At 64.1% G+C, this 16355-nt stretch carries 11 protein-coding genes; 7 read left to right on the top strand and 4 right to left on the bottom strand.

The annotated features are described in order from the left end of the window. On the bottom strand, positions 1-1707 hold the full coding sequence (locus M0954_RS05495) for an ABC transporter permease subunit (RefSeq protein ID WP_297352051.1): 1707 nt from the start codon (positions 1705-1707) through the stop codon (positions 1-3). Positions 1708-1788: 81 nt separating this feature from the next. Beyond that, positions 1789-2805 (bottom strand): ABC transporter substrate-binding protein, encoded by a 1017-nt coding sequence (locus tag M0954_RS05490; protein ID WP_297352049.1) that lies wholly within the window; start codon positions 2803-2805, stop codon positions 1789-1791. Between the two features lie 22 nt (positions 2806-2827). Here M0954_RS05490 and M0954_RS05485 point away from each other — a divergent pair, with 22 nt between their 5' ends. The 6 genes from M0954_RS05485 to M0954_RS05460 all read left to right on the top strand — a co-directional run bounded on the left by M0954_RS05485 (position 2828) and on the right by M0954_RS05460 (position 10610). After that, on the top strand, positions 2828-3715 hold the full coding sequence (locus tag M0954_RS05485; RefSeq protein ID WP_297352047.1) for a LamB/YcsF family protein: 888 nt from the start codon (positions 2828-2830) through the stop codon (positions 3713-3715). Continuing rightward, on the top strand, positions 3712-4452 hold the full coding sequence (gene pxpB / locus M0954_RS05480) for a 5-oxoprolinase subunit PxpB (protein WP_297352045.1): 741 nt from the start codon (positions 3712-3714) through the stop codon (positions 4450-4452). The genes M0954_RS05485 and pxpB overlap by 4 nt, the downstream gene beginning before the upstream one ends. Next, positions 4449-5438, top strand: a complete 990-nt coding sequence (locus M0954_RS05475) for a biotin-dependent carboxyltransferase family protein (protein ID WP_297352043.1) — start codon at positions 4449-4451, stop codon at positions 5436-5438. The genes pxpB and M0954_RS05475 overlap by 4 nt, the downstream gene beginning before the upstream one ends. Before the next feature lie 266 nt (positions 5439-5704). Then, on the top strand, positions 5705-6283 hold the full coding sequence (locus M0954_RS05470; protein WP_122155864.1) for a trans-aconitate 2-methyltransferase: 579 nt from the start codon (positions 5705-5707) through the stop codon (positions 6281-6283). A 305-nt stretch (positions 6284-6588) separates the two neighbouring features. Continuing rightward, the gene (locus M0954_RS05465) at positions 6589-8340 is read left to right on the top strand and encodes a VRR-NUC domain-containing protein (protein WP_297352041.1); all 1752 of its coding nucleotides are present in this window, start codon (positions 6589-6591) and stop codon (positions 8338-8340) included. Then, entirely contained in the window at positions 8337-10610 is a 2274-nt protein-coding gene (locus M0954_RS05460) for an ATP-dependent DNA helicase (protein ID WP_297352039.1), read from the top strand. The genes M0954_RS05465 and M0954_RS05460 overlap by 4 nt, the downstream gene beginning before the upstream one ends. Before the next feature lie 12 nt (positions 10611-10622). On the opposite strand, the gene M0954_RS05455 is transcribed toward M0954_RS05460, so the two are convergent. Together M0954_RS05455 and M0954_RS05450 are read right to left on the bottom strand one after the other, a co-directional pair. Next, entirely contained in the window at positions 10623-13256 is a 2634-nt protein-coding gene (locus M0954_RS05455; protein ID WP_297352037.1) for a mechanosensitive ion channel domain-containing protein, read from the bottom strand. 253 nt (positions 13257-13509) lie between these two features. Next, positions 13510-15099, bottom strand: a complete 1590-nt coding sequence (locus M0954_RS05450) for an MFS transporter (protein WP_297352035.1) — start codon at positions 15097-15099, stop codon at positions 13510-13512. Between the two features lie 324 nt (positions 15100-15423). On the opposite strand from M0954_RS05450, the gene M0954_RS05445 reads away from it, so the two are divergent. Then, positions 15424-16355: patatin-like phospholipase family protein (locus M0954_RS05445; RefSeq protein WP_297352033.1), on the top strand; the 932-nt coding region annotated here is incomplete at its 3' end.

Below are 16355 nucleotides of genomic sequence, written 5' to 3'. Positions count from 1 at the left end.
TTAGGCTCCCCGGTTTCTGCCGGTCAGGAGGTTGGCAACCAGGATGAGGGCGGTGGCCGCGATCAGCACACAGGAGGCGGAAATCACGGTCGGATCGAAGTCCTGGGAGAGCCCCTCATACATCAGCTTGGGTAGCGTGCGGTTGTGGATGGTGGTGAGGAAGAGCGCCATCACGACATCGTCGAACGACGTGACGAAGGCGAACACCGCGCCGCCGATCAGACTCGGTAGTAGCGCCGGCAACATGACCAGCCGGAACATCTTCGGCCAGGACGCGCCGAGACCCAGTGCCGCCAGTTCGAGGCCGGGGTCGAAGCTGCGCAACGCCGCGCGCACCGTGATGTAGACGTAGGGCGAAGCGAGCACGGTATGGCCCAGCACCACGGCAACCGAATTGGCGACCCAGCCCAACGGCGCCATGAGGTAATACAGCGCCACTGCGGTGATGATCGCCGGCACCGACATGGGCACGACGAACAGCATGTCGAGCCAGCTTTTGCGCACCCAACGCAGCTTGTGCACGCCGAGTGCGGCTGCGGTCCCGAGCACGGTGGCGATGACCGTCACCGTCAGGCCGACGCGCAGGCTCGACCCGAGGGCGTCCAGCCACTTCGGGTCCTGGAAGAAGCTGGCGTACCAGCGCAAACCGTACTGCGGCGGCGGAAACACCGGGAAGTCGCTGGTGCCGAAGCTCATCGGGATCACGATGAGGATGGGCAGCAGCAGGAACACGGCACATGCGCCGCCGGCCAGCACCGCCAGGCGGCCGCCCCGGGTGCACCGCGCGCTGGCCGCGCTCGTGCCTTTGGCGGCCGTGCCGCTGATGAGCCGGTCGAGTCCGAACAGGCGGTTGAAGAGCCACATCGACAGCAGCACGGTGACGAGCAGCACGCCGGCGAGCGCCGCTGCCAGTCCCCAGTTGAGTTCCTCCGTGATGTTGTACGAGATCAGCTCGGCCACCATGCGTTGGCCCGGCCCTCCCATGAGCGACGGCGTGATGTAGTAACCCACCGCGTTCATAAAGACGATGATCGCGCCTGCGACCGCGCCCGGGCTGGTAAGCGGCAACACCACATGGCGCAAGACGCTGGCGGAACGCGCGCCGAGGCTTTGCGCGGCCTGTACCAGCGCGGTGTCCATGGAGCGGAACGAGGCATACAGCGGCAGCACCACGAACGGCATGAGGACGTGCGTCATGCCGATCATCACGCCCGTGAAGTTGTAGAGGAACGCGATGGGCGCGTCGACGATGCCGACGCTTGTCAGCAACGTATTGAGAGGTCCGTTCTTACCCAGCAGCGCGATCCATGCCGCGGTGCGTACCAGTGCACTGGACCAGAAAGGCAGCAGCACCGCAAAGAACAGCAGACGCGCCACGGTCGGCGACACCGTGGCCATCAGATAAGCGAGCGGGTAGCTCATCACCACGCAGGACACCGTGACGGCGGCGGCAATGGTGAACGTATTGCCCAGCACGATGCGATAGACCGGTGTATCGAGTATGTGACGGTAGTGAGCGAGCGTGAGCGTGCCGTCGCGGTAAAAGCTTTCTTTGAGAAAGCCGGCAATCGGCCCGACAAAGAACAGCAGCAGGAACAGCAACAGGGGCACGACAGCGAGCATGGCCGCATGGTTTCTGCGGCGCCGTACCCATGCCGTGGCGTTCTTGCGTGCGGCGTGCGGTGGAAGGGGGGCGGTGCTTGCCATCGTTGTTCCAGTCTGATCCTTCGGCGCTCTGGCCCGGGAATGGCAAAGAGGCGGGGATAGGTTGCGGGGACCGCGTGCCGCCTATTGGGCGCGGATCTGGTTGTAACGCTCGGTGATGGCCGGGCCGTTCTTGTCCCAGAAGTCTGAGTCGATGAACAGTGCGTTCTTCAGGCGCTCGGGCGTGGACGGCAGACGCTGCTTGCGCGCGTCGTCGATCAGCGGGAAGGCAGCTTCGGTAGTCGGCCCATAAGCGATGTATTTGCTGAATTCGGCCTGGTTCTTCGGCTGGCTCATGTAGTTGAGCAGCTTGATGGCCTCGGCGCGGTGCGGTGCGCCCTTGACGATAGCGAAGTAGCCGACCTGAGCCACCGCGTTGCCCCAGCCCATCTGGATGGGCAGGCCCGCGTCCATGCCGGCCTGGAAGCGCCCGTTCCAGCCGAGCGCCATCACCGCCTCACCGCTGGCGAGGGCATTCACAGGTTCAGCGCCGTTCTTCCACCACATCGCAACATACGGTTTGATCTTCTGAATCTGCTTCATCGCGCGATCCATGCCCGCAGGGGTGGACAGCACCTTGTAGACATCGGCGGGAGCAACGCCGTCGGCGATCAGTGCAGCCTCGATCACGGTGGCGGGGTCGTCCTGCAGCGTGCGCTTGCCGGGAAACCGGGTGACGTCCCAGAAGTCGGCAAAGGTACTGGGCTGCGGTTTGCCAGCCGGGAATGTCCTGGTCGAAAAACCGATGTTGGTCGAGAAAATCTCCGACGGCACGCCGTAATCGTTGCGCGCGGCGGGAATGACATGCGTCTGATCGACCATGGCCGGCGTGATCTTCTCGAACACGCCGAGCTTGATGCCGCGTGTCAGCCGGGCGCTGTTCTCGGTGACGACGTCCCACGCCACGGAGTGGGTGTCAATCATCGCGCGGATCTTGGCCACTTGCGGATCGGTGTCCTCCTGCACCTTGATGCCGGTCTCGCTGGAAAAGGGCTTGAGCCAGGCTTCGCGAATCGCGTTCTGGTAAGCGCCGCCCCAGCTCGCAAAATCCAGCTCGGACGCCTGCGCGGCCCCGCTCAGGAGAGCCGCGGCGGCGGCCACGGCGCAACTCATCCTCTGCAACATGCTCGACATCGGTTTCTCCAGTTGGAAGCGGTTCGCCTTCAATGGCACGCACATTGCATGCCAACGGTATACCAAACTTTCGAAGCCCATTCTTCCAGAGGAAAAAATGCGTGAAGTGGATCTGAACTCAGACCTGGGCGAGAGCTTTGGTCCCTATAGAATCGGGGATGACGAGGCGATGCTGGGGTTGATCACGTCGGCCAATGTCGCCTGTGGATTCCACGGCGGCGACCCCGTCGTGATGCACCGAACTGCGACGCGTGCCCTGGAAGGAAGCGTCGATCTTGGTGCGCATCCGGGCTTCAACGACCTCTGGGGCTTCGGGCGCCGCAAGATCATCGGCGACAGTCCCGCCGACATCGAGAAGATGCTGATCTACCAGATTGCGGCCCTGCAGGGCATGGCCCGTGCCGTAGGCCACCGGGTCACCCATGTGAAGCTGCATGGCGCGCTGGCGACGTTGGCTTTCGAGGATCGCGGCCTGTCGGACGCATTGGTACGGGCAATGCGCGCGCTGGACCGCGACCTTGTCCTGGTTAGTACACCTCATAATGAAACCGAGCGGGCTGCCCGCCGCGGCGGCGTCCGTGTGGCATGCGAAGTGTTTGCCGATCGTCTTTATGCGGACAACGGGCTGCTGCTGCCCCGCAGCGAGCCCGGCGCAGTCATCCATGACCCGGCGGCGGCTGCCGCGCAGGCGCTGCGGATGGTCGACGAACAGGCGATCCGAACCGTGGGTGGGCGCAAGGTAGCCATGCCGGTACACACGATCTGCGTGCACGGCGACAACCCGCATGGCGTAGCGATCGCCACAGCCGTGCGCGCCGCGCTCGAAGGAGCTGGCGTGCGCCTGCGGCCGATCAGCGAACTGAACATCGAAACATGAACGGCCGCGAAGAAACGCTCCCGCGCAACGGCGGATTTCCACGCATTGAAGCGCTCGGCGATCGCTGCCTGATGGTTCGCCTCGGCGAGCGCATCGACCCGGCGACAACCCGCGACGTGCATTCGCTCACAGCCTGGCTGCTGGCGCATACGCCGCAGGGAGTGGTGGATATCGTGCCCGCTTTCACGACGGTCTCGCTGCATTATCTGCCGGAGCGCTTGCCACGCGACAAGGGGTCTCCTTACCGGCAACTCGCAGACTCGCTTGCTACGCTGCTTGAAGGCGGCATTCCGCCCGTCGAACAGAGTACCCGGCTGGTCGAGGTCCCGGTCTGCTACGGGGGTGAGTACGGCCCCGATCTCGATGACGTCGCGCGCCACTGTGACCTCACGACCGATGAAGTCATCCGTTTGCACGGCGCATCGGAACTGGTCGTGCAGACTTTCTTCTTCTCCCCCGGCAATCCCTTCGCGGGCCCGCTCGACGCGCGGCTCGCCGTGCCGCGCCGAAGCACGCCCCATGCGCGCGTCGAGGCAGGATCGGTGGCGATTGCCAATGGTCTGTCTTCGATCTATCAGGTTACATCGCCCGGTGGGTGGAATGTGATCGGACGCACACCATGGAGCATGTTCGATCTCGCGTGGACGCCGCCCACCCGCCTGCGACTGGGAGACCGCCTGAATTTCGTGCCGGTGTCACCCGAGACGTTCATCGCAATGGACGAGCGCCAGTCATGATGCACGTCGACAAACCCGGGCTTTTTTCCCTGCTGCAGGACGGTGGTCGCTACGGGTCGCAGCGGCTCGGCGTGCCGGTCAACGGTGCGATGGACGAATGGTCGCATCGTGTGGCGAACCTGCTCGTCGGCAACTGCGAAACGGCTGCGACGCTCGAATGCACGCTGCAGGGACCCAGTCTGCGCTTCGATTGCGACACGCTGATCGCCGTCACCGGCGCCGACATGGAGATTGCGATCGACGGTGTGCAGGCGCCGCGCAACCGGGCAGTTCTCGTGCGGCGCAACTCGGCGCTTGTGTTCGGCAGGCGCACGGGTGGGGCGCGTGCTTATCTGGCGGTCCGGGGTGGTTTTGCAACGGAGCCGGTGCTGGGTAGCCGCAGCACGTTTGTGCGCGGAGCATTCGGCGGCTTCGAGGGGCGCGCGTTGCGCAAAGGGGATCAGGTGCCGCTGCATCCGGCCGACGTCGGCTACCCCGAGCTTCAGGCCGCGCTCGTTGCCTCCGGCATGCCGTTCGTGAATGGTCCTGTAATTCGCAGCCAGTCTCCTGCTGCGCTCGTCGGAGCACTGCGCTTTATATGCGGACCGCAGTGGGATAAGTTCAGCGCCAACGCGCAGCAGCGCTTCGTCCGCGACACGTTTCGTATCGATGCCAGATCGGACCGGATGGGCTACAGGCTCGATGGTTCTGTTCTTGACCTGCGGCATCCACTGGATATGGTGTCCGAGGGTGTCAACTTCGGCACGATTCAGGTGCCGCCGGACGGCCACCCGATCGTGCTGATGGCTGACCGACAAGGCGCGGGCGGCTATCCGAAGATCGGCTATGTGATCAGCGCCGACTTGCCCGCGCTCGCGCAGGCGTTGCCTGGTGATACAGTGGGTTTCGTTCAGACAACGCTAGACGAAGCCGAACGGGCGTACCTGGAGCGGGAAGACCGGCTTTCTGTCCTGGGTGCGGCGGTCCGGAAGACGGTCAGGGATTAGCATTAGGGAGGACGCGAGACTTCGGAGAGAAGGTCGACAATCAGCATGTGTCCTCGCGTATCGCAAAGAGCCCTTTCTTCCCTCCTTGAACTGGCAGGTCTCCGATCAATATAGAAATTGTCATCTGCCGCGTCGATTCATTCTCGTCAGGATATATGGCATATCGGATGCAACAACGGGTGAATGGCCGGTTCGCAGAAAACTGATGCGGGCCTTATGCAGGCAACGGAAATCGTTCCAAAAACTACCTCTGGAATATGCTCCCCATGTTCCCCGATCCTTGGCTAGACCGGTGGCTGGCATTAATCAAGGCGCGCTCAGGCGAACGGCCCGTGCTTGAGATTGGCTGTGGCTACGGCGACGACACCGCAAGCTTGGCGAAAGCTGGCCTGCGCGTGATCGGCTTTGACACGTCACGCACTTCGGTAACGTCGACGAAGATCAGAGTACCCTCCGCGCGCATCGAGCGACGAGACGTTCGTGATCCACTTCCCGAAGATGCCACGGACCTCGGCGTTGCGTTGGCGAGTCTGTCGCTTCACTACTTTGCCTGGGAAGAAACCGTGTCGATCGTGAATCGCGTGCGATTGGCTCTACGACTGGGTGGAGTGTTGGTATGCCGACTGAACTCCACCGAGGATACAAATTTTGGCGCGGATGGATGCGAAGAAATCGAACCGAACTATTTTCTGGTGAACGGACAGCCGAAGCGCTTCTTTGACGAAATCGCGGTGCGTCGACTCTTCGCGGATGGTTGGAACATGATTGCGTTAGAGCACGTCACGACCGACAAATACCAAAAGCCCAAAGCCGCTTGGGAAGTAATTCTTGAGCGGGTGCGGTGATCCGTTGCCGAACGGGCATCGGGTGTTCTGAGTAGCTCCATATATCTCCGCTCAGGGACGTTACGCGCCTCTCACCGTCTCTGAACAATCCTTCTTCAACAGAATGTCGATTGGGAACCGACCGCGCCCAGACAGTCGGTTGAATGGCGCGCTTTCCGGGAAATCCAGACAACTCCGTGCTCGCGGGTCTAGCAACCGTACGCGAATCCAGCCAATTTCGTTTCGCCGCACATTTCCCAGCCATACGCGGTTTGCTATCATATACTGTATAAACATACAGTCCGATGATCGCCCCGTGGTGACCGATGCTTCCTGACTCGCCCTCCGTCGCTACTATCGATGTTCCTTCCGACTCCCCTGCCGGTCAGACAGGGAAGAGCTCGCCGCCGCCGTGGGCGCTTTACTACCTGCTGAATTTCGAACGTGCGCTGTCATGGCTCGCCGAGCGCTACGACGACGTGCTCGGCTCTGACGAGCGCCGCTTTCTCACGGAATTCAGCAACTTGCCGCAGGCATCGCGGGCGCTACTCGTGCGCATGCTGATGCGTAAAGGCACGCTTTTCAAAGCCAGCCGCCTGACCTACGACGAAATTGGCTGCCCGCTGCTGGCCGCCACGCCGTTGATCGCGCTCGGCTGGATCGACGCCACACCCCACCTAAGCCTCGATGAACTGTTCGCGCTGGCGACCCGCCCGGAACTGCAGCAGATTTTTACCGACGTCCCCGCACGCAAAGGGACCCGCAAGTCGGATCTGCTCGACGCCTTGCGGGCGACCTGTCAGGACGCCAGGCCCTACGACGTCTGGAATCCGCAGACCTCCGACCGCGTGTTTCACGTCACCGTCGCGCCGCTGTGCGAGCGTCTGAGGCTGATGTTCTTCGGCAATCTGCAGCAGGACTGGTCGGAGTTCGTGCTCGCCGATCTCGGCGTATTCCAGTACGAAAAAGTGGCGTTTTCGCGGTCGTCACGGGCGTTTCAACAGCGCGCGGATGTGGATGGTTATCTCGCCTTGCACGCCTGTCGTGAAACGCTCGAGACTCTGGCGGCAGAGGAGTCCATTGACCCGCTGCTCGACGAAATCGCCGCTATCGAGATCCGCAACCCGTGGCTCGAAACGCGTCGCGCGAAGCTGCTCTTTCGCATCGGACAGCATTGCGAACGCCGGCAGCAGTGGGAAGCGGCGCTGACGGTTTATGTACGTTGCACGTGGCCGGGGGCACGTCATAGGAGGATACGGGTGCTCGAACGCTGCGGCCGTTTTGAGGCCGCGTTCGCGCTCGCCCAGCAGGCGGCGGAAGGGCCGGAAAGCGAAGAGGAACGGCAGCGCCTCGCGCGCATGGTGCCGCGACTGAAACGCCGTCTGGGTCTACAGGTAGCGAGGGGCATAACTGCGCGGCCCATCGAGCGCAGTACGCTGGTTTTGCCTCGGCCCGCTGCGCCTCTCGCGGTGGAGTACGTCGCGCGCGATCATCTGAGTTGTCCGCACGCGCCGGTTCACTATGTCGAAAATGCGCTGATCAATTCGCTGTTCGGTTTGCTGTGCTGGGAACCTGTGTTCGCGGCGATCCCGGGTGCGTTTTTTCATCCCTTCCAGCGCGGCCCAGCGGATCTGCACGCACCGGATTTCCACGCGCGCCGCGCCGCGCAGTTCGAGGCTTGCCTCGCGCAACTCGACAGCGGAACGTATCGAGAGACGATGCTTCGGCATCTCGAGAGCAAAGCAGGATTGCAGTCTCCGTTCGTGTTCTGGGGTACTTTGACGCCCGAGCTTGTCATTCAGGCACTCGATTGTCTGCCGGCCGCGCATCTGAAACTCTGGTTCGAACGGTTGCTGCGCGATGTCCGCAGCAACCGTTCCGGCTTGCCGGATCTCGTGCGCTTCTGGCCCGCCGAGCGGTGCTATGAACTGATCGAGGTGAAGGGTCCTGGCGATCGCCTGCAGGATAACCAGATCCGCTGGCTCGAATACTGCGCGCAGCACGGCATGCCCGTACGCGTGCTCGATGTACGCTGGGCCGACGACGAACTTGCCGCTGATGCCGAGGCGGACGCATGACCTACGTTGTGGCCGTGCGGGCGTTGTGCGAGTTCACGGCGAGACGTGGCGATCTCGATCTGCGCTTTACGCCCGCGCCTACCGCTGCGGAAGGGATCGCGGGACATGCCACCGTAGCGGGGCGACGGGCTGACGACTATGAGGCGGAGATCACGCTGACTGGTGTGCATCGCAGCCTCAGCGTGCGCGGTCGGGCGGACGGCTATGACCCTGTGCTTAACCGGCTCGAAGAGGTCAAGACCTATCGTGGCGACCTCGCGGCGATGCCGGACAATCACCGCGTATTGCATTGGGCTCAGGCGCTCGTTTATGGGCATCTACTGTGTCAGTCGCGCGGCCTGACGGAGGTGCAGGTCGCGCTGGTCTACTTCGATATTGCGAGCCAGAAGGAGACCGTGCTGACCCAGTTGCACGCTGCGGCCTCTCTGGAAGCATTTTTTGTCGAGCAGTGCGAACGGTTTATCGGCTGGGCCAGTCAAGAAGAGGCGCACCGCAGCGCACGCAATGCGGCGCTAGGCACATTGGCGTTTCCGCACGCTGAGTTTCGCAGCGGTCAGCGCGAACTGGCGGTGTCGGTTTACCGCGCTGCACGTGACGGACAGAATTTGATGGCGCAGGCGCCTACTGGCATCGGCAAGACGCTCGCGACCATTTTTCCGCTGCTGAAGGCCTGTGCAGCTGATCAGGTGGAACGGATCTTTTTTCTGACCGCCAAGACGCCGGGGCGCGCACTCGCGCTGGATGCTGTAGACGTGCTGCATGCCAGTGCAGAGGCCAACGGCAACGTGAACGCCTTGCCGTTGCGCACACTCGAGCTGGTGGCGCGCGACAAAGCCTGCGAGCATCCGGACAAGGCCTGCCATGGCGACTCGTGCCCGCTCGCGCGAGGTTTCTACGACCGCCTCGACGAGGCGCGCACCTCGGCGCTTGCTCACCGCCGTCTCGACCGCGCGACTGTCCGCTCAGCAGCACTCGCGCACGACGTCTGTCCGTACTATCTCGCGCAGGAACTGGTGCGCTGGAGCGACATCGTAGTGGGCGACTACAACTACTACTACGACAGCAGCGCGTTGCTATACGCGCTCACGCAAATGAACCAGTGGCGAGTGGCCGTGCTGGTCGACGAAGCGCACAACCTGCTCGACCGGGCGCGCCGGATGTACACGGCTTCGCTCGAGCAGAGCGCATTCCGTGCCGCGCGCAAGAGCGCTCCCGTCGCGTTGCGCAAGCCGCTCGAACGGCTCAATCGCGAGTGGAATGCGTTGAATCGCGTGCAGACCGAGGGCTATCAGGTGCATTCCGAAGTGCCGCCGCGCCTGTTGAGCGCCGCGCAAAACCTGATCGGTGCCGTGACCGAGCAACTGGCGGAGGCGCCGTTGTCGATCGACGAAACGCAGTTGCGTTTCTATTTCGATGCGATGCATTTCGTGTCGCTAGCTGAGCAGTTCGGTGAGCATTCGGTGTTCGACACGACGCTCGCTTCCGGGGCTTACGCTGCGCGTACCTCGACGCTTTGTGTGCGCAACGTGATCCCAGCGCCATTCCTTGCCCCGCGCTACGCGGCGGCGCGCACCACCGTGATGTTTTCGGGCACGCTGAGTCCGCATGATTTCTATCGGGACACGCTCGGCCTTCCGGAAGAAACCCGTTGGCTCGACGTCGAAGGACCGTTTCGAGCGGAGCAACTGAAGGTGCATGTCGCGAGCCATGTATCGACACGCTGGCGCGATCGCGAACGCTCTCTCTCGCCGATTGTCGAGCTGATCGCGCAGCAGTACGCGGTGCAGCCCGGCAACTACCTGGGCTTCCTAAGCAGCTTCGATTATCTGCAGCGGGTCGTGGCGTTGATGCGCGAGCGCTATCCCGAGGTTCCTGTCTGGATGCAGGAGCAAGGCATGGACGAGGCCGCGCGTGAAGCCTTTCTCGCGCGCTTCCGGGCCATGGGCCAAGGCGTGGGTTTCGCCGTGTTGGGCGGGGCGTTCTCGGAGGGCGTCGACCTGGTGGGCGAGCAGCTCATCGGCGCCTTTGTCGCGACGCTCGGCTTGCCGCAGATCAATGACGTCAACGAGCAGATGCGCCGCACCATGGAAGCGAAGTTCGGCAACGGCTACGACTACATGTACCTGTATCCAGGGCTGCAGAAAGTAGTGCAAGCCGCCGGGCGGGTGATCCGCACCGAGCAGGACACAGGTGTCGTGCATCTGATCGACGACCGCTACCGGCGCCCTGAGGTGCGTCGCCTGCTGCCGCGCTGGTGGCAGGTGCCTTGAGGAGGCGCAGGCTCAGGAGCCCGAGCGTTTCACCGGATCGGGCTGTGACTTGGCTGATGCCTGCGTGGGGGGCTGCGCCGGTGCCTGTGTCGAGCCCTGTGCCGGTGGCTGTGCCTCCGGCGAATTCACCTCTGCCGAACCCGCTGCAGCCTCATCCGCCTCTTCAGGATGCGTCGGCCCATCGCCCCGCACAAACACCGTGCGCTGCGGATTCGCAATCTGGATGCCGCGTTCCTGAAATAGCTGCGCCACGCGCCGGTTGAATTCGCGCTGTACTCCCCAGCGTCCGCTATCGCGGCACTGGATCTGGCCAGACATCGTTATCGCCGAGCCATCCACGGAGTCGATCCCCCAGTACGCGAAGTCGGACAGAATGCCGTCCTTGAACTGCGGATCCTCGCGCAGCGACGCGCCAATCTCCTTGAGCGTTGCGATCGCGAGACTGACGTCCTGGCCATAGATGATGCTGACCTTCACGGCAGCATTGCCGAGGCCGCGGTTGGTGTTGTTGACGGTCGACACCGAGCTGAACGGCACGGTGTACAGCGAGCCGTCGCCGCCGCGTAGACGCACCGTGCGGATCGACAGATATTCGACGGTGCCCGATACGCCGGCAAGCGTGACCCAGTCGCCAACCTGCATGGCGTTTTCCATCAGCAGAAAGATGCCCGTGATGAAATCCTGCACCAGCTTCTGCGAACCGAAGCCGAGCGCGACGCCAAAGATGCTGGCGCCGGCCAGCAGCGGCCCGATGTTCACCCCGAGTTCGCTCAGCATGGTGAGCATCACGACGAGGGCGATCACGACGAACAGCAGGCTGCGCAGCATCGGCAGCAAGGTGCGCAGGCGGGCGGCGCGCACGAGGTCGCCTGCGGTGGTCCACTGGTGCAGACGCCGCTCGACGGTGACGTTAGCTGCTTCCCACACGAACAGCGCGACGCCTGCCGCGACGGCAATCGTCACCAGCGCGGAAGCGAGCCGGTGGCCGATCGTGCCGCTCTCGAACAGCGCCTGCACGTTGGCGCCCCACACCTGGAAGAGTACCAGCACGGTGATCACGCCAACCACCGACGAAACGACGTGCCGTAGCAGCGGGTAATAGCGGTAAGCGTGTTGATGAACGAGGGAGTCGTTGGTCTGGCCGTTCTGAGAATCGAACATCCGTGCGAGTGCGCCGAAGATCACGATGGACACGACCCGCGCGCCCACCAGCACCGCAATCGAAATGCCGCCCAGGTGCACCAGCGTGTGATAGCCGTTGCGAACATCGAGTGCCCACACGAACCACAGCGCCATCACGACGAACACGCTGATCGTAGCCCACGAATCCGCTAGCGCGTTGCCGAATACCGCCAGCGACGGACTGGCGGCGCAGCGTAACCGGATGCGTGCGGCGACCGGCCGGCGGCATTGCAGGATCAGCAGAGAGATCATGACGTGGCCGATCAGCGCGACCACTTTCATCAGTGCGGTATGCGCGGCGTCGTTCAGCCCGAGCGCTACCGCAGTTTCGGCGAGCGCCGAGCCCGCGCCGACCACGCTGACGATGATCACCACCCAGCGCTGCGTAAACGCAGCCCATCTGCTGCCCATCTGCAGGAGCCGCAGACGTGGCGCGTCCGGTTGCAGAAAGAAGCCGCTGACGATCGCAATCACGCGGCTCAGCACATAGATATCGATGATCGAATCGAGGGCGTGGTCTTGCGGCGTGCCGTCCTCGGAGAGGATCGACATCAGCAGGCTCGCTACGCCGATGAAGACGGCGAGCGGAATGCATCGAACCGCCATGCGCAACGCGGCGCGCGGCAGACGGCGCATCAGCGAGTAGTGAACCGCGGCGTGCCGCTGGCCGGATGCGGCGTTCGTGTCCGGCGTGGCCGCAGGAGGGACCGGGGCAGGGGAGGCGCCGGCGGCGGCCAGTTCGGCGTCGGACTCGGCAAAGGCGTCCCCGTCGCTCGCGGCGACCTGCGCAGATGGGCCAGCCGTACTGGCTGCGTCGGTGGCGGCAGCAGTGCCATTGGCATCTGCCGCTTCCTCCGGCGGTTCGTCGAGAAACATCTCGCGCGGGTCCATATTGCGACGGTTCGCAAGCGCGGTGAGCGCCTTGCGCAGCAGGCGGCGCGTCAGCCATTCGAAGGCCAGCGCGGGGATCAGCGCGCCGAGCAGCGTGAGGACAATGGTGCCCAGTTCGCCGCGCTGCTTCGGGTCGTTCATCAACGCGACCCACCACACGCGCACGGACGTCACGTCCAGCAGGGCCGCCAGCGAGCGGCGCAGCGAGCCGGCCACCTGCACGGCGCCATGGGCGCCCTCGCGGGCCAGCTGGGAGGCGAGACCGTTCGATTCGAACGCGGCGCGCACCGTGGCCGCCGCGCCGCTTGCCGCCGAGGCTGGAGTCGGCGCAGAGGCAGCCGCAGGCGCGGACGCGGGCGGTGCGCTAAGCGCGCCGGCTGCGGCGATCGCGTGCAGCGTGTCGACGATCTGGGCCCGCTGTTTGGGGTCGTTGAGCACCACCAGCGCTTGCCGGGCCTGCGCGGGCGTCAGCGTGACGGGAGGGGTGGTGGCCGCGGACGCCGGCGCAGGCGCGGCAGCGAAGGCGGGCGCAGCGAACAGGATCAGTAACCAGACGATGAGTAGTTTGCGCATAGGGGATGAGCGGGACGGCCGCGATGATCGGCGCCGTCCAGGTACGGGCCAATTCGGCCGGAGTGACTGAAATATAAAACGACAGCGGCTTGGCTACGCAAGTTCCGCACGATGGGGACCGATCAACGACAAACTGGTCTTGCGTCGAGTGCGTCGGTGAATCGTAAGCCGAGACTGTGCAACGATTATGCACGCCTGCGGCCGTGCGATGTGTCAGCCTGGCCGCGAGGAAGCCTGGGGCTCGGCAGAAACGTCATTTGCGGCGCTGCACAGTGGCGGCTGCGAGAGCAGCGCCGGCCAGCGCGCAGGCAGCCGAAGCCAGCGCGACCGCGCGCAGCGCTGCGCCGAGCGCATCCGCTTGCGCGTGGGCCAGCGCCGGCGAGTTTGCCAAATTCGCACCCGGTTCCAGCAACTGCCCCGCGCGCTGCGCCTCCTGCGGCACATGCAACGGAATCAGGCGAGCGGCCAGTACCGTGTTATGCGACCACACAAACACAATCCCGAGTACGGCGATCGCCAGCAGACTCGCCACCCGGGCGACCGCGTTGTTGATGCCGGAGGCGACCCCGGTCCGTTCAGCCGATACCGCCGCCATGACCGTTGTCGTCAGCGGTGCAACGGTGATGGTCAGGCCTAGACCGAGCACGATCATCGCAGGGAAGAATCCGCTCCAGTAGTCGCCGCGCACCCACGGCAACGCCAGCATGGCGAAACCGGCCGCGGCGACGCAAGGTCCTGCTGTCAGCAGCGCCCGCGCACCGTGCCGGCGGGTCAGATCGCCGGTGAAGCGTGACAGCAGTCCGATCGTCACCGGCAACGGCAGCAACGCGCCCCCAGCGGCAGTGGCGCTGTAGCCGTAAGCGCGAATCAACGTGAACGGCAGAAAAAACAGCACGCCGCCCAAGCCGAAGTACAACAGCAGCGTCACAAGGTTGGCGCCGACGAAATCGCGCGAACGGAACACGTCGAGCGGCATCATCGGGTTGCGGCTTCGCGCTTCGATCATGACGAAGGCAATCAGCACCAGCACGCCCGCGCCGATCAAGGCAAGCACCCGGCGATCCGCGAGCCCGCGGGAAGAGGCTATCGTCAGACCGTAGGTCAGCGCGGCGAGCCCCACTGCAGCGGCCGCGGCACCCAGCCAGTCGAGCTGCCGCGGCGCGTCGGTCTTATGACTGTTGGGCACCGCCACGAGTGCGAGCGCGACGGTCGCGCAGGCAATCGGCAGATTCAGAAAGAAGATCGCCCGCCACGAAAACGTATCGACCAGCCAGCCGCCCGCCACCGGCCCCACCGCCGAGGTGATGGCGCCCACTCCCGCCCAGGTGCCGATAGCCTTGCCGCGCTCGTCCACGTCGAAGACCGCGCCGATAATCGCCAGACTGCTCGGCACCAGCAACGCTGCGCCGATGCCTTGCACCGCGCGCGCAGCGATCAATGTGGCCGCGTTCGGCGCGAAACCGCAGCCGGCCGAGGCCAGCGTAAAAATGGCGATGCCGGTGATGAATACGGTGCGCCTCCCGAGCTTGTCACCGAGCGAGCCGCCCACCAGCACGAGCGAACCGAGAAACAGCAGATACGCATTGACGACCCATTGGATGGCCGCCACGCTCGCCCCGAGCTCCGCCTGGATGGAGGGCAGGGCGACGTTGACCACCGAGCCGTCGATAAACGCCATGCTCGATCCGAGGATGGTAGCCGCCAGAGCGAGTCGCTTGTAACGGCAGGGCCGCCCGGGCGCAAGCGGCTGCGCGCCGATGACGAGTTCGTCGCACGGGCTCGCCTGAGCGGCGACGGCGTGGGCGGTCCGCGCGGGTGTCCGGGAGAGCTGCGGACCGGTCAAGCGGACTCCTGGGAGAATGATCTGCTAGCAGCATAGCAATGCAATGCCGCGGGCGCCAGGCGCCTCGATCATGTCACTTCTGCAGCGCGACCGCCGGCTCAAGCGGGAGTATTCGTCGGGCTGATCAGGGCCGACTTCGTTTCATTGCTTGCTGACATGTACGCGTGCCATGATGGTCCTCAACCGGTGTGCGCGGTATCTATCTTCTACGTATCTTCTACGTTCCACGCCGCCGCCAGCAGTTGAAGGCTCGCGTCCTGCGAACCCGTTCGAATGTCCGACCGCCCGAGGCGGGTCGTTACACTTCACAAACGGAGAAGCACCATGGCCATGCAAGCACCGAGTCACGCTCCCGGAGACTCGCCGGAACCGTCGCACGGCGAGGATATCGCCGGCCAGATCGTCCTTGTGCTGCAGGGCGGCGGCGCGCTGGGCGCCTATCAGGCCGGTGTGTACGAAGCACTGCATGAAGCCCACGTCGAACCCGACTGGGTGATCGGTACTTCGATCGGCGCGATCAACGGCGCAATCATTGCGGGCAATCCACGCGAGCAGCGCATCGACAGGCTGAAGCAGTTCTGGGAGCAGGTGGCCTATCGCGGCAGCGCGACTTCCGGCTTGTTGCCCGTGCTCGACGAGTGGCTGCGCAACCTGTCGATCATGACGCGCGGGATTCCGGCGTTCTTCGCCCCTAGTCCGGGAGCGATGTTCGGCATCCACCCCGCGGGCATCATGGAGTCGGCGGCGCTCTATTCGACCGTGCCGTTGCGTGAGACGCTCCTCTCGCTGATCGATTTCTCCTACCTGAACGGCAAGGAAACGCGCCTGACAGTCGGCGCCGTGAGCGTGGGCAGCGGGCGCATGCGCTATTTCACGAATCGCGATGCACCGCTCGATGTCGATCATGTGATGGCATCCGCAGCGTTTCCGCCGGGTTTTCCGTCTGTGCGGCTGGAAGGGGAGAGCTGGTGGGATGGCGGCATCTACTCCAACACGCCGCTCGAGGCGGTGCTCGACGACCATCCGCGCCGCAACTCGGTGATTTTCGCCGTGCAGTTGTGGCCTGCACACGGCCGGGAGCCGAAGTCGGTCTGGCAGGCGATGAGCCGGCAACGCGACATCCAGTATTCCAGCCGGGCCGAAAGCCACCTCGAGCGGCAAAAGCAGATTCACCGTCTGCGGCACGTCATTCGTGAACTGGAGCAGTACATCCCCGCCGATCAGCGCGATGCCCCGGCGGTTAGAGAACTGCTCGG

Source organism: Paraburkholderia sp., assembly GCF_026225065.1.
Taxonomy (GTDB): Bacteria; Pseudomonadota; Gammaproteobacteria; order Burkholderiales; family Burkholderiaceae; genus Paraburkholderia.
Note: the sequence above shows the minus strand (reverse complement) of the source record. Positions and strands in the feature narration are given on the sequence as shown.

What these genes read in the sequence shown, in the direction of transcription:
- M0954_RS05495 (WP_297352051.1), bottom strand. Translation starts at nt 1,707, where the DNA reads ATGGCAAGCACCGCCCCCCTTCCACCGCACGCCGCACGCAAGAACGCC.
- M0954_RS05485 (WP_297352047.1), top strand. Translation starts at nt 2,828, where the DNA reads ATGCTCGACATCGGTTTCTCCAGTTGGAAGCGGTTCGCCTTCAATGGC.
- pxpB (WP_297352045.1), top strand. Translation starts at nt 3,712, where the DNA reads ATGAACGGCCGCGAAGAAACGCTCCCGCGCAACGGCGGATTTCCACGC.
- M0954_RS05475 (WP_297352043.1), top strand. Translation starts at nt 4,449, where the DNA reads ATGATGCACGTCGACAAACCCGGGCTTTTTTCCCTGCTGCAGGACGGT.
- M0954_RS05470 (WP_122155864.1), top strand. Translation starts at nt 5,705, where the DNA reads ATGTTCCCCGATCCTTGGCTAGACCGGTGGCTGGCATTAATCAAGGCG.
- M0954_RS05465 (WP_297352041.1), top strand. Translation starts at nt 6,589, where the DNA reads ATGCTTCCTGACTCGCCCTCCGTCGCTACTATCGATGTTCCTTCCGAC.
- M0954_RS05460 (WP_297352039.1), top strand. Translation starts at nt 8,337, where the DNA reads ATGACCTACGTTGTGGCCGTGCGGGCGTTGTGCGAGTTCACGGCGAGA.
- M0954_RS05455 (WP_297352037.1), bottom strand. Translation starts at nt 13,256, where the DNA reads ATGCGCAAACTACTCATCGTCTGGTTACTGATCCTGTTCGCTGCGCCC.